This is a genomic window from Bordetella parapertussis, assembly GCF_020735925.1.
GTDB lineage: Bacteria > Pseudomonadota > Gammaproteobacteria > Burkholderiales > Burkholderiaceae_B > Bordetella > Bordetella pertussis.
Genome location: NZ_CP085971.1, coordinates 1592269 through 1614261 on the forward strand (window position 1 = coordinate 1592269; position 21993 = coordinate 1614261).

The following is a 21993-nucleotide window of genomic DNA, read 5'->3' on the forward strand; positions in this document are numbered from 1 at the left end:
TCCTCCCAAATATAAGTAAAATTTGTAATAATTTGCGAGTAACGCGTCGCGCTGCGCGGAATGGTTTTCCAATGCGGCCGATCCGATGGTTTCCGAGTTGAGGTGCCTATGCTGGTTGCAGATGGACTCCTGCGTATCGGGTTGCTTGAAGACGATGAGGACTTTCGCGACGAGTTGGCGTTGGGCCTTGGCGGGTACGGGTTCAACGTGGTGTGCGCGTGCGGCGACGCGCCGTCCCTGTATCGATTCTTGCAATCGCAGTCCTGCGATATTGTGATTCTTGACGCCAATGTGCCGGGCGAGGATGGCTTTTCCGTCGCCACGCGCCTGCGCGCGCAAAGCACGACGGGGATTGTCATGCTGACCGGCCGGGGCGCTCTGGAGGACCGCGTGCGCGGGCTCGAAGGCGGTGCCGATGTCTACCTGACCAAGCCGGTCGACCTGCTCGAGCTCAGTTCGGTGATCCGCAGCCTGGCGCGCCGCATGCGCCTGGCGCGTGGCGCACAGGGCCAGGCGCCCGCGTCCGCCGGCGACACGCAGCGCGGCGTGGGTGGCTGGTCGCTGCAGGAGGGCGGCTGGGTGCTGGTGGGGCCCGATGGCGTGTCGCTGCATCTCAATGCGCAGGAGCGCATCTTCATGACCTCCTTGCTGCAAAGCGGCGGCGATGCCGTCACGCGGCAGATGCTGGCCGAGGCTTTCCAGTCTGGCAATCCCGATGACTTCGAGCCGCGCCGTGTCGACGTGATGGTCAGCCGCCTGCGCGCCAAGGCGCAGTCGGCCGGTTTCAAGTTGCCGGTGCTGTCGGTGCGCGGCCAGGGCTACGTGTTCGCCGCCTGAGCGTTGCCGCCGTCGGTGTAGGCCTGGCCGGGAGTCGGCAAGGTCATCACGAAGCGCGCGCCCTGGCCAAGCTGGGTTTGCACGGTCAAGGTGCCGTCCTGGCTCTGGCAGATCTGGCGCGCCAGGTGCAGCCCTAGTCCGCTGCCGGGCGTTTCGCGGTGGGCGGCCCGCCGGTAATGCTCTTCGAAGATCCGTTGCGATTCGTCGTCGCTGATGCCCGGGCCACGGTCGGTGACCGCCACCCAGGCCGTGGCGCCGTGCGCGCCATACGACAGGCCCACATCGATATGCACCGGTTGGTCGGCCGGCGAGTACTTGACCGCATTGTGGATCAGGTTGCGCAGCACCAGCGCCGTCAGCAGCGGGTCGCACCAGGCCGGCACCGCGGCCTCGGCATTGAGGACCAGCGGATGCGCCGTATCCAGCCGCATGCCTTCGACCGTGTCGCGCGCGAGTTCGCCCAGCTCGATCGGTTCGGGCCGTGGCGTGAGGGCCTGGTCGCGCAAGCGCTCGGGACTGAGCACCTGGTTCATGAGTTCGATCATGCGCGTCACCGCCCGGCGGATGCGCGCCAGCCGGCTGTCGACTTCCTGTCCGCTGCCGGCCAGGATGATTTCGAGCGACTGGGCCGCCGCGCTGATGGTGGCCGCCGGTGTACGCAGTTCGTGCGACAGCAGCGCATGGACCTGGCGCTGCGCCTCCAGCGCGCGCGCCACTTCGGCCAGGCGCCGGTCCGACTGTTCCTGGCGCTTGCGCTGCATGCCCAGTTCATGCGGCGGCCAGGGCCGCCCGTCGGTGGCGCGCGTGCGCGTGGGCGCGTGGGCGGCCGTGTCGCCGTTGTCCTCGGCGGCGGCCGGGGCGGCGGCGGGCAGGTCGGCGATCCAGTTGTGGCGAGGCGCCAGGAAGTCGGCGTTGTCGGCCTCCTGCATGAGACGAAAGCCGATCGCCTGCAGCAGCTCGCGCGCCGCCGGCTCTTCGGCGTCTTCGGCATAGGCTGGTATGTCCAGGGTGCGGGCCACCTGGATGACGGTGTCGGCCAGCTGTTGGTTGCCGGGGCTGCGGGTGATGCCCTGGACGAACGATCCGCCGATCTTCAGGTACGCCAGCGGCAGCTGGTGCAAGCGCTCCAGCGCCGCGAACTGTTCGGACAGCCGGCGTACGCCGACCCGCACGCCGGTGCGCGCGGCGATCTCGCACAGCGCCTGTACGTTGTGGAAATAGTCGACCAGGCCGTGTGCGTCGATTTCTATGATCAGGTGCCCGGCCTGCTCCGGACGATCGCGCAGCACGTCCTCCAGCCGCTTGAGGAAATGCACCTGCTCGAGCGAAGGCAGCGACACCCGCACGACCATGTCGCCGTCGCGCGCGACCAGCTGGTCCATGCTCATGCGGATCGCCTGGATGTCGCAATCGGCCGATAGTCCCAGGCGCGCAGCCGGGGGCATGAACAGTTGCGCGTGCAGGGGTTCGGGCGAATCCTGGTCGCGCAGCGTCAGTTGCGCTTCGGTATGCAGCACCTGGCCTTCGGCGTCCTGGCGCGGGTACAGCGTCAGGAAGAAGCGGTGTTGTTCGAGCGCGCGCGTCAGGATGTCCTGCCAGCCGTACTCGCCATCGATACGATTGCCGGTCTGGCTGAACGCGGGCTCGACTTCGTCGCTCTCGGCGATTTCCGCGCGCATCAGCGCATGGTCCAGCCGAGCCAGGATGTCGCTGACTTGTTCGCCCACCGTATAGGGCGTGAGCGCCATGGCCCAGCGGCACCACCCGTGCGTGCGCAGGGGCAGGCGCAGCACGCGCAGTTCGCGCCGCAGCCTTTCGGCCAGCACGGCCGCGCGCGGCGAGGGCAGGCCGGGCAGCAGGGCGGCGAAGTCCGAACCGTTGATGCGTACGAGCACCGCGCCGGCGCCGGCCTGCTCCTTAATGGTTTTGCTCAATTGCGCGCAGGCCAGGCGCAGCCATTGATCGGTCGCCTCGCGTTTCATCTGGCGGTTGATCTCCGCCATGTCGCGCTGCCGGAAAATCAGCAGATGGCCATCGACGCCGCCGTCGCGTTGCACCGTGCGCCGCAGGCTTTCGTTGAAGAACTTGCGGTTCGGCAGCCGCGTGACCGGGTCGTGGTACGTCTCGTTCTCCAGCGCGTCGATGCGGGCGCGCTGCTGCCTCAATTGGTCATGGACGCGCTGGTGCGACTGGACCAGGGCCGTGCCCAGCGGCTGCAGTTCGAGCGGCAGGCCTTCGGCCAGTTTCGGATCGACGCCGGCCTGTCCGATATGGGCAAGGTTGTCGGCCAGCCGTTTCAGCGGACCGCGTTGCAGCCTGTCGTGCAGGCGCGACATATAGCTGTACCAGATCAGCAGGCCGGCGACGATCAGCACCAGCTGCGCCACGCTTTCGGTGAGGAAGGGGGCTTCCAGGATGGGGATGACCGGGTTGTAGACGGCGACCGAGCCGACATAGGTTCCGTCGGCCGAGCGGAAGGTGCGCGTGGCCACGATCTGCGAGGCGCGGCCCTGCTGCAGCGAGCCGTCGGCGCGCGCCGGCGCCTCGCTGAGCTGGCCCGCCTCGATCATCCGCCCGGTGTAGTGCTCCTGTATGCGCACCAGTGCATAGCCGCTATGCCGCTGCAGGTCGGTCGCCAGGGTCTGCCATTGCGCGGGCGTCGTATGCGATTGCGACAGCACCCAGGCCAGCGAAGCAGCCGCTGTTTCGACATGGCGCTTCTGGCGTTCCACCGACGCCCGGTAGTTCGCCGCCAGCCCGGCAGCCTGGGTGCCGATGACCAGCAGGCCCGCCAGCAGGACGACGCTGAGGAAAAGCCGCCGGGAAATGGACATGACGAAGGCAGGTTGGGGGACGGAAGACACGGTTTTGTATAGTGTAGTCAGTTTTATTTGAAATATTCAAAACATTACGAAATAGGCATGCAACAAGCCAATCCGGTTGACTAGCCGGAGTCAAGGGCAAAATCTGCCGCAAATAGCCCATTCGATTGGGACTGAATCATGCATAATTTCGTGGCAATAGGTACAAATAGGAGAAGCGGTGTCTGAAGCCGGGCGCTGTACTCGCGAATAGGGGGCTCAGTGGGCTTGGATGACCTGGTGGGGCAATGGCTGTTGCCGGGCATGGCGCTGGCGGCGGTTGGAGTTTTCTTCTGTATCAAAGGATATTTGCTGCGCCGCCAGATGGCACGCGATGCGCTGACCGATGCGCTGACCGTGGGCGAATTGCGCCGCCGCGTGCATGCGCTGGTGCTCGGCAAGCGCCAGCGTGTATATAGCGGGGCGATGTTCCTGGTCGAAGTGGTGCACCATCCCGAGCTGAGCGCCATGCTCGGCCTCGAAGACAACAAGCTGCTGCTGGCCATGATTGCGCAGCGCTTGCAGATGCAATCCGATTATTTCCAGGTGGCGCGCCATTCTTCGGACTCGTTCATGGTGTGGGCGCCCGATCTGGACCCGCGCTCGGCGCGCGACGTGGCGCCCGAGGTTCTCGATGCGCTGTCGCAGCCGTACGAGTTGCGCGGCCAGCCCCTGATCGTGGGGTTCCGCCTCAGCGGGGCGCTGTATGCCCAGCACGGCGCCTGTTTCGACGAGCTCGAGCGCTCCCTGCATATCGCAATGCTGCACCTGGACGAGAGCGCCGGGGCGGCCTGGAACATGTTCGAGCCGTCCATGCTCGAACACCAGCGTCATTACCAGGGTCTCGAGCACGACCTGCGCGTGGCCCTGGTTTCTTCCTCGATGGATCAGTTCGAGGTCTGCTACCAGCCCGTCTGCGACAGCGTCACCGGCACCATCTACGGCTGCGAGGCCTTGCTGCGCTGGCATCACCCGGTCCATGGCGACGTTTCTCCGGCGCTGGTCATCGAACTGGCCGAGCGCACCGGGCTGATCGTGCCGCTGGGCGCATGGGTGCTGGAGACGGCGTGTTCGCGCGCGATCACCTGGCCGGCGGCCTGGCGCCTGCACGTCAACGTGTCGGTGCGCCAGATGTACGCCGACGAGCTGCCCGCGCAGGTGGCGCTGGCGCTGGCCGCCAGCCGCCTGAGCGCGCAGCGGCTGGTCCTGGAGATCACCGAGTCGCTGTTCACCCAGCAATACGAGCGCCATGTGGCCACGCTCAATGGCATGCGCGCCAAGGGGGTGCGGGTGGCGCTGGATGACTTCGGCGCGGGCTATTCCAGCCTGACGCACCTGCGCCGGCTGCCGATCGACTGGGTCAAGCTGGATCGCGGCTTCGTGGCCGAGATCGAGTTCGACGCCGTCAGCCGCGAGGTGGTGTCGGCCCTGATGGGCATGTGCCGGGCCCTGGGCCTGGCGGTGGTGGCCGAAGGGGTGGAGACGCCGGCGCAGCGCGAGATCCTCAAGGCGCTGGGGCGCCGGGAAATGCAGGGTTTTCTGCTGGGCAGGCCGGTTTCGGCCGAGCGGATCCGGGAATTGGGCGCGGCAGTGTCATAATCGGGGTTGACCGTAACCCCGTTTTCGCGCGAAGCCTTCTTATGTCCGGCAATACTCTGGGAACCCTTTTCTGCGTCACGAATTTTGGCGAGTCGCATGGCCCGGCCATCGGCTGTGTGGTGGACGGCTGCCCGCCCGGGCTGCCGCTGGAGGCCGCCGACATCCAGGCCGAGCTCGACCGGCGCCGCCCCGGCACGTCGCGCCACGTCACGCAGCGCCAGGAAGCCGACCAGGTCGAGATCCTGTCGGGCGTGTACGAAGGGGTCACCACGGGCACGCCCATCGGGCTGCTGATCCGCAACACCGACGCGCGCAGCAAGGATTACTCCAATATCGCCGACACCTTCCGGCCCGGCCACGCCGACTTCGCCTATTGGCGCAAGTACGGCGTGCGCGACCCGCGCGGCGGCGGGCGCTCGTCGGCGCGCCTGACCGCGCCCACGGTGGCCGCCGGCGCGATCGCCAAGAAATGGCTGGCCGGCCAGTTCGGGGTGCGGGTGCGCGGGTACATGAGCCAACTGGGCCCCATCGCCATCCCGTTCTCCAGCTGGGACGACGTGCCGGGCAATGCCTTCTACGCGCCCAACGCGGCCGTGGTGCCCGAACTGGAAGCCTACATGGACCAGCTGCGCCGCGACGGCGACTCGGTCGGCGCGCGCATCGAGGTGGTGGCCGAAGGGCTGCCGGCGGGGTGGGGCGAGCCCATCTACGATCGCCTCGATGCGGACATCGCCCACGCCATGATGGGCCTGAACGCGGTCAAGGGCGTGTCGCTGGGCGCTGGCTTCGAGAGCATCGCGCAGCGCGGTTCCGAGCACGGCGGCGAGATCACCCCGGAAGGCTTCGCCAGCAATCACGCGGGCGGCGTGCTGGGCGGCATTTCGACCGGCCAGCCGATTACCGTGTCGCTGGCGATCAAGCCCACTTCCAGCATCCGGGTCGAACGGCGCTCGGTCAACCGCGCCGGCGAGCCGGTGATGGTGCAGACTCTCGGCCGCCACGATCCTTGCGTGGGCATCCGCGCCACGCCCATCGCCGAGGCGCTGCTGGCGCTGGTGCTCATCGACCATGCGTTGCGCCAGCGCGCCCAGTGCGGCGGATAGCGCGGCGCATGTGCCTTGCCCAGGGAGGCAACCATGAAATCCGTCATCCAGACTTTCCTGCGCGCCGCCGCCGTGGCTGGCCTGGCGCTGCTGGCCGGCTGCGCCGGCGTCAGCACGACGCAGTCCGGCGCGATCGGCGTGGACCGCACCCAATACATGTCGAGCCTGGTGCCCGAGCAGGCGCTGGTGCAGGAGGCCGGGCACCAGTATGCCGAGATCGTCCAGGAGGCCCGCGCCAAGGGGCTGCTTGACCGCGACCCGGCGCAATTGTCGCGCGTGCGCGCCATTTCCCAGCGTCTGATCGCGCAGACCGGGGTGTTTCGCGCCGACGCGGCCAACTGGCCGTGGGAAGTGCATGTGCTGTCGGTCGACGAGGTCAACGCCTGGTGCATGCCCGGCGGCAAGATTGCCGTCTACACGGGCCTGCTCGCCCAGATCAAGCCGACCGACGACGAACTGGCGGCGGTGCTGGGCCACGAGATCGCGCATGCGCTGCGCGAGCACGCGCGCGAGCGCGTCTCGCAGCAGATGGCGACCAGCATCGGCCTGTCGGTGCTGTCCATGGCCACCGGTTCGCCCGGCGCGTCCGACCTGGGCGGCAAGCTGACCGAAGTCATGTTCACCTTGCCCAACAGCCGCACGCACGAGACCGAGGCCGATCGTATGGGCGTCGAACTGGCCGCGCGCGCCGGCTTCGATCCGCGCGCCGCCGTCACGCTGTGGCAGAAAATGGGCGCGGCCGACGGCAATGCGCCGCCGGAGTTCCTGTCCACCCACCCGTCGGCCAGTACCCGCATCGGCGAATTGCAGCAGGCCTCGCAGAAGGTATTGCCGCTGTACGAGCAGGCGCGCGGCCAGGCCGCCAAATAGGCCGCGCGTTCAGGCCGGGCTGACGGGCGCGGCCAGGCGCGCGATCGTGGTGTCCAGCGGCCAGGCCAGGCGTTCGACGAGGTCGGCGACCGCGTCGTAGTCGTCCAGGGCCACGCGCGGCAGGGTGCCGTGCGGCGGCGCGGCATCGCAGGCGATGGCGCCGATGCTCGGGTCGTCGGGGAACAGCCACGGCTTGCCGTTGGCGTGGCGATGCACCTCTATCTTGATATGCGCGTTGCGCTTGAAGCCTTCGACCAGGATGAAGTCGACCGGGCACATGCGCGCCAGCAGCTCGCCCAGCTCGGGTTCGGGTTCGTCGCGCAGTTCGTGCATCAGCGCCCAGCGCGCCGACGAGGCGATCAGCACTTCGGTCGCGCCGGCTTCGCGGTGGCGGAACGAGTCCTTGCCCGGCGTGTCGATATCGAAGGTATGGTGGGCGTGCTTGAGCGTGGAGACGCTGTGGCCGCGTGCCTTCAGGCACGGGATCAGGCGCGAGAGCAATTGCGTCTTGCCCGCGCCGCTCCATCCGGCAAAACCTATGATTCGTGTCATGCGGGTCGGTTCGTCAGATTACGCCGTCGAACGGCAGCACGTCGACCGGCTCGCCGGCGGCGATGTTGCCCTGGTCGTGGTGCAGCACCAGCAGGCCGTTGGCCTGGCTCATGCTGCGCAGGATCCCCGAGCCTTGCGATCCGGTGACCGCCGCCTGCCAGCCGCCGCCTGGCGCCGGCGTCACGATGGCGCGCTGGTACTCGGTGCGGCCGGGTTTCTTGCGGATGGGCTGGGCGGCCACGCAGCGCAGCCAGGGCATGGGCTGCGCGGTGGCGCCGCTCATGGCCAGCAGGGCGTCGCGCACCAGGGCGTAGAAGGTCACTATTACCGCCACGGGATTGCCGGGCAGGCCGAACAGGATGGCGTCGCGGCCGTTGCTGTGGATGCGGCCGATGGCCAAGGGGCGGCCCGGGCGCATCGCGATCTTCCAGAACAGCACGTCGCCCAGCTTGGCCATCACTTTCTTGGTGTAGTCGGCCTCGCCGACGCTGACCCCGCCCGAGGTGATGACCACGTCGGCATTGTCCGCGGCCGCGCTGAACGCGGTTTCCAGCGCGTGCGGGTCGTCGCGCACCACGCCCAGGTCCAGCACTTCCACGCCCAGGCGCTGCAGCATGCTCCAGATGGTGTAGCGATTGCTGTCATAGACGCAGCCCGGGTCCAGCGGCTCGCCGATCGAGCGCAGTTCGTCGCCGGTGGAGAAGAACGCCACGCGCAGGCGGCGCACGACCGGCACTTCGGCCTGGGCCAGCGAGGCCAGCAGGCCGATGTCGGCCGGGCGCAGCACGCGGCCGGCCGTCAGCGCGTTCTCACCCAGCGCCAGGTCTTCGCCGGCCAGGCGACGGTTGTCGCCGGGGCGCACGGCGCCGGCCGGCACCACGATGCAGTCGCCGTCCTGGCGCACGAACTCCTGCGGGATCACGGTGTCCAGGCCGTCGGGCATGACCGCGCCGGTCATGATGCGCACGCACTGGCCCGGCCCCACCGTGCCCTGGTAGTTGTCGCCGGCCAGCCCGCTGCCGACCACCCGCAGGGGCGTGTCGGCCCCGCCGGCCAGCTCGGCGCCCGCGAAGGCATAGCCGTCCATGGCCGAGTTGTCGTGGGCCGGGACGTTCAGGGTCGAGACGATGTCGTGCGCCAGCACGCGGCCCAGCGCCGAGCGCAGGGGCAGCCATTCGACCGCGTTCAGGCGCGGGACCAGGCGATCGATGAACTCGCGCGCCTGCGAGATGGGCAGCGCGTCAGGGTCGTAGCCATTGACACAGGAAGCGATCTCTTCGAGGCTGGGGGTGGGGGCGTGGTTCATGATTGCAGCTGTCGTAGTTCGGCCAGCGTGTTGGCGCCGGCAAAGGCTTGGGCGTCGTCGAAGCGCACGATGGCGCAGCGGTGCTGGTTGGCCCAGATCTCGGTCTTGCGCTGGCCGCTGTGCAGGAACTCCAGCAGGCTGTCGAGCAGGTCGATGCGCATCAGGCAGAACACCGGCTGGGTGCGCAGGGCGCCATCGGCGGACGTGGCCGCCATGGCAATCTGCGCGTCCTCGGCGCTCAGCGCGTCGGCCAGGCGGCTGACCATGTCGGCCGGGAAGTTCGGCGTGTCGCAGGGCGCGGTCACCATGTATGGCGTCTCGCAGCGTTCCAGGCCGGCGGCAAAGCCCGCCAGCGGGCCGGGAAAATCGGGCAGCGCGTCCGGCCAGACGGGCGCGCCCATGGCCTCGTAGGCGGCCAGGTTGCGGTTGGCGTTGATCATGATATCGCCAACCTGGGGTCCCAGGCGCAGCAGCGTGTGCATGGCCAGCGGCATGCCATGGAAATTCTGCAGGCCCTTGTCCACGCCTCCCATGCGGCTTGCGCGCCCGCCCGCGAGGATCAGGCCGGTGATGTCGTTCTTGTCTATCATGAGAGTGGCTTGCATCCATCAGGCACGATGGCGGCAGTATAGACGACCCCCCGTCGGCCGCAGCGGTGCGCGCTGGGGGGCTCTGCTAAGATCGGCTTATGGCCGCCACCGTGGCGTGCCCCCCTTTGTCGAACCCCTATCGAAGGCCCAAATGGTCGCCTCTGAATCCATACTGCAAGCGTTGCAAACCGTCATTGACCCCAATACCGGCAAGGACCTGGTCACCACGCGGGCGATCCGCAATCTCGAGGTCAACGGCGCGGACGTGACGTTCGATGCCCAGCTCGGCTATCCCGCCAAGAGCCAGATCCCGGCGCTGCGGCGCGCGCTGATTGCCGCGGCCCGCGGCGTGGCCGGCGTGGACAACGTTTCGGTCAACATGCAAAGCGTCATCGAGACGCACGCCGTGCCGCGCGGCATTGCCCTGCTGCCCAACGTGAAGAACGTGATCGCGGTTGCCTCGGGCAAGGGCGGCGTCGGCAAAAGCACCACCGCCGTCAACCTGGCCCTGGCGCTGGCCGCCGAGGGCGCGCGCGTCGGCCTGCTCGACGCCGACATCTATGGCCCCAGCCAGGCGCAGATGATGGGCATCGAGGGACGCCCGCAGAGCGAAGACGGCAAGACCATGGAGCCGCTGGAAAACTACGGCGTGCAAGTGATGTCGATCGGCTTTCTGGTCGACGCCGACGAGGCCATGATCTGGCGCGGCCCGATGGCGGTGCAGGCGCTCGAACAGCTGCTGCGCCAGACCAACTGGAAGAACCTCGACTATCTCGTCATCGACATGCCGCCGGGCACCGGCGACATCCATCTGACCCTCAGCCAGAAAGTGCCGGTGACCGGCGCGGTCATCGTGACCACGCCGCAGGACATTGCCCTGCTCGACGCCCGCAAGGGGGTGAAAATGTTCGAGAAGGTCGGCGTTCCCATCGTCGGCGTGGTCGAGAACATGGCCGTGCACGTCTGTAGCCAGTGCGGCCATGCCGAACATATCTTCGGCCAGGGCGGCGGCCAGCGGATGGCGCAGGATTACGGCCTGGCCTACCTGGGCGCCTTGCCGCTGGACATCAACATCCGCCAGCAGGCCGACGGCGGCCGGCCTTCGGTGGTGGCCGACCCGGATGGCGAAGTCGCCGGCCTGTACAAGGACGTGGCCCGCCAGGTGGCGGTGGCGGTCGCCGCCATGGGCAAGGACTACTCGTCCAAGTTTTCTTCCATTTCCATCAGCCGCGCGCCCGCGGGCGGGTGACGAACCATGAGCGATACCCTTCCCCTGAGCATGGAAGTCGCGGTGGTGATGCGCAAGGAGCGCATCGTCGGCGAGATGAGCCGTTGGCAGGACAGCCGCTGGGTGCTGGAGGACGTGGTGCCCGACGAGCCTGGCTTCGGCCGCGCGCCGCGCATGCTCTACCACGACGAGAACCAGCAGCGTTGGCTGCATTCGGGGCTTACCGTGCGCCTGTTCAAGGACGACGCGGAAGGGTATCTGCTCAATGTTTCGGCGCCGGCGCCGTGCTGGTTCGTGTTGTGGCGCATGGAGGAGGAACCCGGCGTGGCCAGCGAGCCGCTGGCGCGGCCCGAGATCGTCACGCTCAGCTACCACGATGCCGGACGCTGGCTCGATGCGCAGGAAACGGTGGAGCAGATCCCCGCCCCGGCGTACATCGTCCAATGGCTGCAAGCGTTCGTGCAGGCCCATTACGTGCCGGAACCCAAGCGGCGCCGGCGCCCGGTCAGCTTCCAGCCCCTGCAGGACCGCTTCGGCAACCCGGCCTCGGTCAGCACCACCAAGAAGCGCGGCGGAGGCGAACCATGAGCCAGGATCCGGCCGGCTTCATAGGCCGCTGGTCGCGCCGCAAGAGCGAGGCGCGCCAGCAGGCCGAGACCGCCGCCGACCCGGCTGCCGGCGTTGCGCAGGCGTCGCTGGCCGATACGCCGCTCGCTGGCGCGCCGGCCGTTGCGGCCCGGCCCGAGGAGGCGCCCGAACGCGCCGATGCGGCGCCCGTCCAGGCGCCGGGCCCGGCCACGGACGCCGAAACCGACCTGCCGCTGCCCACCTTGGACGATGTGCGGGCGCTGACGCTGGATTCGGATTTTTCCCGGTTCGTGGCCGGAGGCGTGTCGCCCGACGTCAAGAACGCGGCCTTGAAGAAACTGTTCACCGATCCGCATTACAACGTTATGGACGGCCTGGACGTCTACATCGACGACTACACGCAACTGGAGGGCCTGCCCCAGGAGACCGTGCGCAGGATGGCCAGCGCCAAGGTGTTCAAGCTGTTCGAGGAGGACGAGCCCGCGCCGGGGCAGGGCGAGCCGGCGGACGGCGCGTGCGGCCCAGGGCAGCAGGCGCCTGGCGCCATGGCCGAGCCCGACGCCGCGCCGGCCGTGCCCGCGAGCGCGCCGGATGCGATACAGTCCGCCTTGCCGCGCGACGACGTGGCCGGGCCGGCAGGCGGCCCGCTTCCCGACGCCGAGCCGCGGCGCGATTGATACAGCCAGGAAGTCCGTTTGCCATGACTACTTTGATCTGCGATTGCAATCGCACGATGCCGCTGCAGCCCGAGGCATTGGGCCAGGCGCTCGGCGAAACGCTGACACTGCACTCCACCTTGTGCCGCCGCGAAGCCGGCGCATTCCAGGCGGCCATCCGCGACGGCCAGGACGTGGTCGTCGCCTGTACCCAGGAAAAACGCCTGTTCGGCGAGCTGGGCGGCGCCACGCAAGGCACGGTGTCGCCGGTACGCTTCGTCAACATCCGCGAGACCGGCGGCTGGAGCCGCGACGCCGCCCAGGCCATGCCCAAGCTGGCCGCCTTGCTGGCGGCCGCGCACCTGCCCGAACCCGATCCGGTCGCCACCGTGACGTACAAGAGCGGCGGCCGCCTGCTGATCATCGGCCCGCTGGACCAGGCCGAGCAGGCCGCGGCCTTGCTGGACGACGTGCTCGATGTCACGTTGTTCGGCCAGGGGCCGGGCCGCGCGGGCGGCGCCCAGGAGCGCCGCTACCCCGTGCTGAGCGGACGCATCGACAGCCTGCAGGGCTGGCTGGGCGCGTTCGAGTTGCGCTGGACCCGCGGCAACCCGATCGACCTGGACCTGTGCACACGCTGCAACGCCTGTATTAGCGCTTGTCCGGACGGCGCCATCGGCCTGGACTACCAGGTCGACACGGCCCGATGTACCTCGCACCGGGCCTGCGAGCAGGCCTGTAGCGTGGCGGGCGCGATCGATTTCTCGCGTTCGCCGGAAAACTTCACCGACCAATACGACCTGGTGCTGGACCTGGGCGGCACGCCGCTGTTCACCCAGCACGCGCCGCCGCAGGGCTATTTCACCTGGGATGGCCAGGCGCCCGGGACCTTGCTGCGTTTGCGCGAGCTGGTCGGCGAATTCGAAAAGCCCAAATTCTTCGACTACCGCCAGCAACTGTGCGCGCATAGCCGCAACGAAACCGTCGGCTGCCGCGCCTGTATCGATATCTGCTCGGCGCGCGCCATCAGCAGCGACAGCCACCACCAGCGCATCGTCGTCAATCCCAACCTGTGTGTCGGGTGCGGGGCCTGTACCACCGTCTGCCCCAGCGGCGCGTTGACCTACGCCTATCCGCGCGCGACCGACCAGGGCTCGAAGCTGCGCACGCTGCTGGCGACCTACGCCAAGGCCGGCGGCCAGGACGCGATGCTGCTGCTGCACAGCCAACAGGAGGGCGCACGCCTGGTCGAGCAACTCGGCCGCCAGGCGGCGCTCAAGCAGGCCGATGGCGTACCGGCCAACGTCATCCCGATGGCGCTATGGCACACGGCCAGCGTCGGGCTGGATCTGTGGCTGTCGGCGGTGGCGTTCGGCGCGCGCCATATCGCCGTGCTGATCACCGCCGAAGAGGCGCCGCAATACCTGGAGGGCCTGCAGGCGCAATTCGCGCAGGCGCAGGCCATCCTGAACGGGCTGGGCTATGCGGGCACCCACCTGAGCCTGGTGCCGGCCGATACGCCGCAGGCGCTCGATGCCGCGCTGCGGCAGTTGGCGCCCGCCCAGGGGCTGGCCGTGGCGGCGCGCCATGCGGTCGTGCAGGAAAAGCGCAGCACGCTGGACCTGGCGCTGGATCACCTGGTGGCGCATGCCCCGGCGCCCGCGCCCGAGAGCATCGCGTTGCCGGCCGGCGAGCCGGGCGCGGGAGCGCCATTCGGCACCGTGGCCGTCGACAGCGACGCCTGTACCTTGTGCATGAGCTGCGTCAGCGCCTGTCCGTCCAACGCCTTGCTGGACAACCCGCAGTCGCCGCAATTGCGCATGGTCGAGAAGAACTGCGTGCAGTGCGGCCTGTGCGCCACCACCTGTCCGGAAAATGCCATCACGCTGGTGCCGCGCCTGCTGCTTGCGCCGCGGCGCCGCGAGGCCGTGGTCCTGAACGAAAGCGCGCCGTTCCATTGTGTGCGGTGCAACAAGGCTTTCGGCACCCAGAAGGGCGTCGAAGCCATGCTCGGCCGCCTGGGCAGCCACGCCATGTTCCAGGGCGCGGCGCTGGAACGGCTGAAAATGTGCGGCGATTGCCGCGTGATCGATCTGTATTCCGCCGAAAACGAAACCCGGATCACCGACCTATGAACGTATCCGTCACTTCCGCCGCCATCGCCGCCCCGGGCTTCGACGAAGAGGTCGCCCGCGCCGAGATCTACGGGCTGCTGGCGCAGCTGTATTATGCGCCGTCGCCGTCCGACCTGCTTGCGCAGCTGCGCGCCGCGCCCAGGCAGGCGCCCGACCAGGGCGGGTTCCTCGAGGCCTCGTGGCAGGCGCTGGTCGCCTGCGCGGCCGAGATGGGCGATGACGCGGTGCGGGCCGAATACGACGCCTTGTTCGGCGGCGTCGGCAAGCCCGATATCTATCTGTTCGCCTCGCACTACCTGACGGGCTTCCTGAACGAAAAGCCGCTGGTGGGGCTGCGCGACGACCTGGCCGCGCTGGGCCTGCGGCGCGACGCGGCCATGTCCGAGACCGAGGACCACATCGCCTACCTGTGCGAGGTGATGCGCTACCTGATCGCCGGCGATGATGTGGCCGTGGCCAATCTGACGCAGCAGCGCCAGTTCCACGCGCGCCACCTGCGGCCGTGGGTCGCGGATTTGTGCGATGCGATCGCGGCCCATCCCGCGGCGCGCTTCTACGGCGCGCTGGCCGAATTCACGCGCGCGTTCTTCAGCGTGGAGGCCCAGGCCTTCGACATGATGGCCTGATGTTCCAGGGGCCGCGCGCCCCAGATGAAATCGGTTCGTATTCAAGCCGCTGCATGCGGGCACCGCACCATCGGGTGCGGTTGTCGGAAGCTATATGCCGGGGTACATTATGCAAAGAATTTCATATCCAGTTGTCCGGAAGGAGCCAGCCATGTCGCAACGTCAACCCAACTTGTCGCGTCGTGCGTTCTTCGCCGGCGCAGCGACGGTAGGCGCCGCCGCTGTCGGTGCGACCGTGCTTCCCGGAGCGCGGCCCGAGGCGTCCGGCGAGTCGGCTGCCGCCGCCAAGCCGCCCGCGGCCGGGGGCGGCTACCGCCTGAGCGAACACGTCAAGCGCTACTACAAAACCACCCTCGTTTGATACCGGAGCCCGGCATGTTGCTGACCAAGAAAACCAGCGGAGCCGCTGCGGGCGCCTCCGAGTCGCACTTCATCCAGAGCCTGCGCCGCGGCATGGCGCAAGCGCTGCCCACCATGGACCGCCGCACCTTCCTGCGCCGCTCGGGCCTGGGCGTGGGCGCCGGCCTGGCCGCCACCCAGCTGGCGCTGGTCAAGCGCGCCGAAGCCGCCGAAGGCGATGGCAAGGTGGCCATCGGCAATACCAAGATCGAAGTCCGCCGCACGGTCTGTACGCACTGTTCGGTGGGCTGTGCCGTCGACGCCGTGGTCGAGAACGGCGTCTGGGTGCGCCAGGAGCCGGTGTTCGATTCGCCCATCAACCTGGGCGCGCACTGCGCCAAGGGCGCCTCCGTGCGCGAGCACGGGCACGGCGAGCACCGCCTGCGCTATCCCATGAAGCTGGTCAACGGCAAGTACCAGCGCATCAGCTGGGATACCGCGTACGAGGAAATCACCGCCAAGCTGATGCAGCTGCGCAAGGAAAGCGGGCCCGACTCGGTCTACTGGATCGGCTCGTCCAAGCACAACAACGAGCAGTCGTACCTGCTGCGCAAGTTCGTCAGCTTCTGGGGCAGCAACAACTGCGACCACCAGGCGCGTATCTGCCACTCGACCACGGTGGCCGGCGTTGCGAATACATGGGGCTACGGCGCCATGACCAATTCGTACAACGACATGCAGAACTCCAAGGTGGCGCTGTACATCGGCTCGAACGCCGCCGAGGCCCACCCGGTCTCGATGCTGCACATGCTGCACGCCAAGGAAACCGGCTGCAAGATGATCGTGGTGGATCCGCGCTTTACCCGTACGGCGGCCAAGGCCGACCAGTACGTGCGCATCCGCTCCGGCACCGATATCCCGTTCCTGTTCGGCCTGCTGTACCACATTTTCAAGAACGGCTGGGAAGACCAGGCGTACATCGACGCGCGCGTCTACGGCATGGATGAGGTCAAGGCCGACATCCTGGCCAAGTGGTCGCCGGACAAGGTCGAGGAAGCCTGTGGCGTGGACGAGGCCACGATGTATTCGGTGGCCAAGACCATGCACGAGAACCGGCCCGGCACGCTGGTGTGGTGCATGGGCCAGACCCAGCACTCCATCGGCAACGCCATGGTGCGCGCTTCCTGCATCGTGCAGCTGGCGCTGGGCAACGTCGGCAAGTCCGGCGGCGGCGCCAACATTTTCCGCGGCCACGACAACGTGCAGGGCGCCACCGACGTGGGCCCCAACCCCGATTCGCTGCCGGGCTACTACGGCCTGGCCGAAGGTTCCTGGAAGCACTTCGCCAACACCTGGGGCGTGGACTACGAGTGGATCAAGGGCCGGTACGCATCGCCGGCCATGATGACCAAGCCGGGCATCACCGTGTCGCGCTGGATCGACGGCGTGCTCGAGAACCCCGACCTGATCGACCAGGACACCAACCTGCGCGCCGTGTTCTATTGGGGACACGCGCCCAACTCGCAGACGCGCGGGCTGGAAATGAAGCGGGCCATGGACAAGCTGGACCTGCTGGTGGTGGTCGACCCGTATCCGTCGGCGACCGCGGCGATGGCCGCCATGCCGGGCAAGGCCGAAGACCTCAACCCCAACCGGGCGGTCTACCTGCTGCCGGCCGCGACGCAGTTCGAGACCAACGGCAGCTGTACCGCTTCCAACCGCTCGCTGCAATGGCGCGAGAAGGTCATCGATCCGCTGTGGGAGAGCCGCACCGACCACATGATCATGTATCAGCTGGCCGAGAAACTTGGCTTTGGCAAGGAGCTCAGCAAGAACTACAAGATGCAGAAGGTCAAGGGCATGGACGAGCCCGTGGTCGAGGACATCCTGCGCGAGATCAATGCCTCGGTCTGGACCATCGGCTACACGGGCCAGAGCCCCGAGCGCCTGAAGGCTCACATGCGCAACATGCACGTGTTCGACGTCAAGACGCTGCGCGCCAAGGGCGGCAAGGACGCCGAGACCGGCTACGACCTGACCGGCGACTACTTCGGCCTGCCGTGGCCATGCTGGGGCAATCCCAGCCTCAAGCATCCCGGCACCGCCAACCTGTACGACACCAGCCTGCACGTGATGGACGGCGGCGGCAACTTCCGCGCCAACTTCGGCGTCGAGCGCAACGGCGTCAATCTGCTGGCGGCCGACGGCTCGCATTCGAAGGGCGCCGACCTGACCACCGGGTATCCCGAGTTCGATCACGTGCTGCTCAAGAAACTGGGCTGGTGGGAGGACCTGACGCCGGAAGAGCAGAAGGCCGCCGAAGGCAAGAACTGGAAGACCGACCCGTCGGGCGGCATCATCCGCGTGACCATGAAGGTGCACGGCTGCCATCCGTTCGGCAACGCGCGGGCGCGCGCCGTGGTGTGGAACTTCCCCGATGCCATTCCGCAGCACCGCGAGCCGATCTACGGCACCCGGCCGGACCTGGTGGCCAAGTACCCCACGCACAACGACCTCAAGACGTTCTGGCGCCTGCCCACGCTGTACACCTCCTTGCAACAGAAGAACGTTGCCGAGAAGCTGTACGAGAAGTTCCCGATCATCCTGACCTCGGGTCGCCTGGTCGAATACGAGGGCGGGGGCGAGGAAACCCGCTCCAACCCCTGGCTGGCCGAACTGCAGCAGGAGAGCTTCGTCGAGCTCAACCCCAAGGCGGCGGCCGATCGCGGCATCCGCAACGGCGACCGGGTGTGGGTCCTGACGCCGACCGGCGCGCGCCTGAACGTGCAGGCGCTGGTGACCGAGCGGGTCGGCCCCGATACGGCTTTCATGCCGTTCCACTTCTCGGGTCACTGGCAGGGCGTGGACATGCTGGCCAGCTATCCGGAAGGCGCGGCGCCCATCGTGCGCGGCGAAGCGGTCAACACGGGCACCACGTACGGCTACGACTCCGTGACGATGATGCAGGAAACCAAGACCACGATCTGCAACATAGAAAAGGCCTGAGGAGATTGCCATGGCTCGAATGAAATTTGTCTGTGATGCAGAGCGCTGTATCGAGTGCAATGCCTGCGTGACGGCATGCAAGAACGAGCACGAAGTCCCCTGGGGCGTGAACCGCCGCCGCGTGGTGACGCTCAACGACGGCGTGCCCGGCGAGAAGTCCATTTCGGTGGCCTGCATGCACTGCAGCGACGCGCCCTGCATGGCGGTGTGCCCGGTCAACTGCTTCTACCGCACCGACGAGGGTGTGGTGCTGCACAACAAGGACACCTGTATCGGCTGCGGCTACTGTTCGTACGCCTGTCCGTTCGGCGCGCCGCAGTTCCCCTCCGAAGGGGCCTTCGGCGTGCGCGGCAAGATGGACAAGTGCACGTTCTGCGCCGGCGGGCCGGAAGAGCACGGCAGCGCCGAGGAGTTCGAAAAGTACGGCCGCAACCGGCTGGCCGAGGGCAAGCTGCCGGCCTGCGCCGAAATGTGTTCGACCAAGGCGCTGCTGGCCGGCGACGGCGACGTGGTGGCCGACATCTTCCGCACCCGCGTGATCCATCGCGGCAAGGGCGTGGAGGTCTGGGGCTGGGGCACCGCCTATGGCTCCAAGCAGGCCGGGCAGCCGCCGGCCGCCGACGCCAAGGCCAAGCCATGAAGACGAATCCGCGCCTTCTCCTGATCGCAGCGGCCGCCGTGTTCGGCCTGGCCGCCTGCACCGAAAAACCGCAGGAACTGCATTCCGGCGTCGTGGGCAAGCCTGCCTATGACGGCACGGGCAGCAATTTCGTCGCTCCGGGCTGGAAGCAGGGCGACAAGAACAGTTGGCAGCAAGAGTTGAAAGTTCGCGCCCAGCGGGGCCAGAACGAGTACACCCGGGTCAACTGAGCGGAGGTCGCCATGATACGGTCACTGTTCGCGGCGCTGCTGGCAAGCGCCCTGCTGGCGACGGCGGGGGCGCAGACTGCCGCGCCGTCCGCCGGCGCGCCCGCCATGGGCGGCATCCAGAGCGCCAACATCTTCGAGGTCAAGCCCGACGCCAGCGAGCAGCCGGGCTATGCCGAGCAGACCAATGCCGAACGCGCCAAGGTGCAGCCGGGCAACAATGCGCCAATGTGGCGGCAGGTCAACTCGGGCCAGCCCGGCTACAGCAGCCTGCCGGCCAGCGAGGCTCCCGAAGCCGGCGTGCTGATCCAGCGTTTCGTCCAGTATCCCGGCTCGCAGTACACCACGGCCGGCGAGGCCTGGCGCCAGGTGCGCAACAACTGGCTCATCCCGTACGGCGGCGGCCTGCTGCTGATCGTGCTGGTGGCGATCGCGCTGTTCTTCCTGGCCAAGGGGCCGATGAAGCTGCGCGAGGCCGAGACCGGCCGCCGCATCGAGCGCTTCACGTACTTCGAGCGCGCCGCGCACTGGGTCAACGCCACGGCCTTCGTCATCCTGGCGCTGACGGGCATCGTCATCGCGTTCGGCAAGTTCTTCCTGCTGCCCATCATGGGCAGCGCGGCGTTCGGCTGGATGACGTGGCTGCTCAAGACCGTGCACAACTTCGTGGGCCCCGTGTTCGCGGTGTCGCTGCTGGTGGTCATCCTGACCTTCATCAAGGACAACCTGCCGCGCCGCGATGACCTGATCTGGTTGCGCAAGGGCGGCGGCCTCATCACCGGCGCGCACGTGCCTTCGCATCGCTTCAATGCCGGCGAGAAGATCATGTTCTGGGTCGGCATGCTGTTCCTGGGCGCGCTGGCGGTGGCTTCGGGCCTGTTCCTGGACCAGGTGTTCCCGGGCCTGTCGTACGTGCGCGGCAACATGCAGATCGCCCATATGGTGCATGCCGCGTCGGTCGTCCTGATGATGTGCATGATCATGGGACACATCTACCTGGGCACCATCGGCATGCGCGGCGCCTTCAAGGCCATGAAGACCGGCTATGTCGATGAAACGTGGGCGCGCGAGCACCACGAGCTGTGGTACGACGATATCAAGGCGGGCAAGATTCCCGCCCAGCGCACGCCCGACAAATCGGCCAAGCGGCCAACCCGTCCGGCGGGCGCCTGACCGTCCCGAGCCAGGAGGCACCATGAAAAAGATTGCCGCGTTGATCATCGCCCTGGCCGCCGCGCCGGCCCTGGCCAAGCTGCCGCCGCCTACGCCCGAGGCCGCGGCCAAGGCCAAGGAGACCGCGGCCAAGGCGGCCTGGTCGGGAAAAATGGATGCCTTCCGGCTGTGCCGCGTGCAGGACGAGGTGGCGGCTACCTACTTCGAGCGGGCCAAGGCGGCCGGCAAGACGACCCGCGCGCCCATGGCCACGCCCGAGTGCAAGGATCCGGGGCCGTTCGTCTACAACGCGGAAGACAAGCCGCGCGAAGCATCGGGGGCGCATTCGCCGGCCGATACGGCGGCCAAGCCGCCCAGCACTCCCGCGCCGGCTGCCGAGCAGAAACCCGGCCAGTAAGTCCGGGCCGCAAGCCGCGCGGCGCCCGCCGTCTCAGGCCGGGCGCGCGCGCCGGACCTTCTTGCGCGCGAAATCCCACCAGGGCAGCACGCGCCGCATCGACAGCACCTGGCCCGTCTGGGCCGGCGCATAGCCGGGAATGGCCGCCAGCGTGGCCTGCCAGGCCGGACTGCGCAGGATGGACAGCAGCGCCTGCGTGGAGGGCTGGTCCAGCGTCGATTTCAGGCACACCAGGAAATAGTTCTCGCGCACCAACGGAATGAAATCCAGCCGCTCGCGGTGTGCCGCCGGCTCGATACCCAGGCCGGCATCGGCGCTGCCCGAGACAATGGCGTGGGCGACCGCCGCGTGCGAAGGCTCGGTGCGTTCGTAGCCGGCGATGGCCGCGGGTTTCAGCCCGGCCTGTTCCAGCAGCTCGTCGAACAGCACCCGGGTCCCGGTGCCCAGCGCGCGGTTCACATAGCGCACGCCGGAGGCGGCCAGGTCGGCCAGGGACGTGATGCCGTGCGGGTTGCCGCGCGCCACGATCAGCCCCTGGCTGCGCTGCGCGAAGCCGATGATCTTGTGCAGGCCGGGCTGCAGCATGGGCTTGTAGGTGCGCTCGGCCAGCGAGCCCGGTTCCGGCGCCTCGCGGGTGTGAAAGCCTGCCATGACGCAGCGCCCTTCGTTCAGGGCGCTGATGGCGTCCACGCTGCCGGTGAAGCGGATGTCCAGGTGCAGCTTGGCGCTGGCCACCGCGTGCTCGCGCAGCGCCTGCAGCGCGTTGTCGTGGCTGGCGTACAGGGGCACGACGTGGGCGGCGTCGTCGAAGGCCACCGCGAACGCGCGCTCGAGGTCGGCGCGCAAGGCATTGATCTGCGGCGCCAGGCGCGCCTGCGCCTGGCGCTCGGCCCACAGCAGCTTCTCGCCGAACTCGTTGAGCCGCGCCGGCTGGCCCTTGTCCCAGACGATCAGGGTGCGGCCCAGGGTCTGTTCCCATTTTTTCAGTTCGCCCCACACATGGCGGTACGACAGGTCCAGCGCCTTGGCGGCGGCGGAAATCGAACCGTGCTCGCGCACGGCCGACAGCAAGTCCATCAACGCGTTGCGCAGCAAGGCGGGGCGGGGGTCGCTCGGACCCAGGGAGTAGGAGATCTCGATGTGGCGCACGCGGCAAGTATGCCCGAAATGCGGGACTTGCTGCGGGCGCCGGCGGCAGGCCGTTCCCGCGGCGACAGGCTTGCTTCACCCTATGCAATTCGTTTCATATGGCCGGGTCCG

Annotated in this window: 20 protein-coding genes; 15 read left to right on the forward strand and 5 right to left on the reverse strand. The window is 68.0% G+C overall.

Annotated features, from left to right (window positions below; genetic code table 11):
• The first annotated feature begins 108 nt into the window (after positions 1–108).
• The gene (locus LK409_RS07600; protein ID WP_041937177.1) at positions 109–837 is read left to right on the forward strand and encodes a response regulator transcription factor; all 729 of its coding nucleotides are present in this window, start codon (positions 109–111) and stop codon (positions 835–837) included.
• On the opposite strand, the gene LK409_RS07605 is transcribed toward LK409_RS07600, so the two are convergent.
• Positions 819–3671 (reverse strand): EAL domain-containing protein, encoded by a 2853-nt coding sequence (locus tag LK409_RS07605; protein WP_041937178.1) that lies wholly within the window; start codon positions 3669–3671, stop codon positions 819–821. The genes LK409_RS07600 and LK409_RS07605 overlap by 19 nt on opposite strands.
• 249 nt (positions 3672–3920) lie before the next feature.
• Here LK409_RS07605 and LK409_RS07610 point away from each other — a divergent pair, with 249 nt between their 5' ends.
• From LK409_RS07610 to LK409_RS07620, 3 genes are read left to right on the forward strand one after another with little or no spacing between them, the layout of a single operon-like run.
• Positions 3921–5297, forward strand: a complete 1377-nt coding sequence (locus LK409_RS07610; RefSeq protein WP_010928279.1) for a putative bifunctional diguanylate cyclase/phosphodiesterase — start codon at positions 3921–3923, stop codon at positions 5295–5297.
• Between the two features lie 41 nt (positions 5298–5338).
• A complete protein-coding gene (gene aroC / locus LK409_RS07615; RefSeq protein ID WP_010928280.1) occupies positions 5339–6400 on the forward strand; it encodes a chorismate synthase in 1062 nt (353 codons plus the stop codon).
• Between the two features lie 33 nt (positions 6401–6433).
• A complete protein-coding gene (locus tag LK409_RS07620; protein WP_010928281.1) occupies positions 6434–7270 on the forward strand; it encodes a M48 family metallopeptidase in 837 nt (278 codons plus the stop codon).
• A gap of 9 nt (positions 7271–7279) precedes the next feature.
• Here LK409_RS07620 and mobB read toward each other — a convergent pair whose 3' ends face one another.
• Genes mobB through mobA form a run of 3 tightly spaced genes read right to left on the reverse strand, consistent with a single transcriptional unit; the run spans position 7280 to position 9718 of the window.
• Positions 7280–7822: a molybdopterin-guanine dinucleotide biosynthesis protein B gene (mobB, locus tag LK409_RS07625; RefSeq protein WP_003812685.1), complete on the reverse strand. Its 543-nt coding sequence runs from the start codon at positions 7820–7822 to the stop codon at positions 7280–7282.
• 13 nt (positions 7823–7835) lie between these two features.
• Complete coding sequence (gene moeA / locus LK409_RS07630) at positions 7836–9128, reverse strand: molybdopterin molybdotransferase MoeA (protein WP_010928282.1); 1293 nt, start codon at positions 9126–9128, stop codon at positions 7836–7838.
• On the reverse strand, positions 9125–9718 hold the full coding sequence (mobA, locus tag LK409_RS07635; protein ID WP_033446521.1) for a molybdenum cofactor guanylyltransferase MobA: 594 nt from the start codon (positions 9716–9718) through the stop codon (positions 9125–9127). Before mobA ends, moeA begins: the two co-directional genes overlap by 4 nt.
• Before the next feature lie 151 nt (positions 9719–9869).
• Between mobA and apbC the strand changes: the two genes are divergently transcribed.
• The 11 genes from apbC (at position 9870) to LK409_RS07690 (ending at position 20733) form a co-directional block, all read left to right on the forward strand.
• Complete coding sequence (gene apbC / locus LK409_RS07640; protein ID WP_004567450.1) at positions 9870–10967, forward strand: iron-sulfur cluster carrier protein ApbC; 1098 nt, start codon at positions 9870–9872, stop codon at positions 10965–10967.
• 6 nt (positions 10968–10973) lie between these two features.
• Complete coding sequence (locus LK409_RS07645; RefSeq protein ID WP_010928283.1) at positions 10974–11534, forward strand: DUF3305 domain-containing protein; 561 nt, start codon at positions 10974–10976, stop codon at positions 11532–11534.
• Positions 11531–12211 (forward strand): DUF3306 domain-containing protein, encoded by a 681-nt coding sequence (locus LK409_RS07650; RefSeq protein ID WP_010928284.1) that lies wholly within the window; start codon positions 11531–11533, stop codon positions 12209–12211. Before LK409_RS07645 ends, LK409_RS07650 begins: the two co-directional genes overlap by 4 nt.
• Positions 12212–12234: 23 nt before the next feature.
• Positions 12235–14325, forward strand: a complete 2091-nt coding sequence (locus LK409_RS07655; RefSeq protein WP_076879810.1) for a 4Fe-4S binding protein — start codon at positions 12235–12237, stop codon at positions 14323–14325.
• A complete protein-coding gene (locus tag LK409_RS07660; RefSeq protein WP_010928286.1) occupies positions 14322–14951 on the forward strand; it encodes a TorD/DmsD family molecular chaperone in 630 nt (209 codons plus the stop codon). Before LK409_RS07655 ends, LK409_RS07660 begins: the two co-directional genes overlap by 4 nt.
• A gap of 151 nt (positions 14952–15102) precedes the next feature.
• Entirely contained in the window at positions 15103–15312 is a 210-nt protein-coding gene (locus LK409_RS07665; protein ID WP_023853518.1) for a hypothetical protein, read from the forward strand.
• A gap of 14 nt (positions 15313–15326) precedes the next feature.
• Complete coding sequence (locus LK409_RS07670; RefSeq protein WP_010928287.1) at positions 15327–18296, forward strand: formate dehydrogenase subunit alpha; 2970 nt, start codon at positions 15327–15329, stop codon at positions 18294–18296.
• A gap of 10 nt (positions 18297–18306) precedes the next feature.
• A complete protein-coding gene (gene fdh3B, locus LK409_RS07675; protein WP_010928288.1) occupies positions 18307–18936 on the forward strand; it encodes a formate dehydrogenase FDH3 subunit beta in 630 nt (209 codons plus the stop codon).
• Positions 18933–19166 (forward strand): lipoprotein, encoded by a 234-nt coding sequence (locus LK409_RS07680; protein WP_003812666.1) that lies wholly within the window; start codon positions 18933–18935, stop codon positions 19164–19166. Before fdh3B ends, LK409_RS07680 begins: the two co-directional genes overlap by 4 nt.
• A 12-nt stretch (positions 19167–19178) precedes the next feature.
• Positions 19179–20336 (forward strand): formate dehydrogenase subunit gamma, encoded by a 1158-nt coding sequence (locus LK409_RS07685; protein WP_003812663.1) that lies wholly within the window; start codon positions 19179–19181, stop codon positions 20334–20336.
• A 22-nt stretch (positions 20337–20358) separates the two neighbouring features.
• Positions 20359–20733, forward strand: coding sequence for a hypothetical protein (locus LK409_RS07690; protein ID WP_003812662.1), 375 nt, complete (start codon positions 20359–20361; stop codon positions 20731–20733).
• Between the two features lie 33 nt (positions 20734–20766).
• On the opposite strand, the gene LK409_RS07695 is transcribed toward LK409_RS07690, so the two are convergent.
• Entirely contained in the window at positions 20767–21882 is a 1116-nt protein-coding gene (locus LK409_RS07695) for a substrate-binding domain-containing protein (protein WP_003812659.1), read from the reverse strand.
• Positions 21883–21993 lie beyond the last annotated feature (111 nt).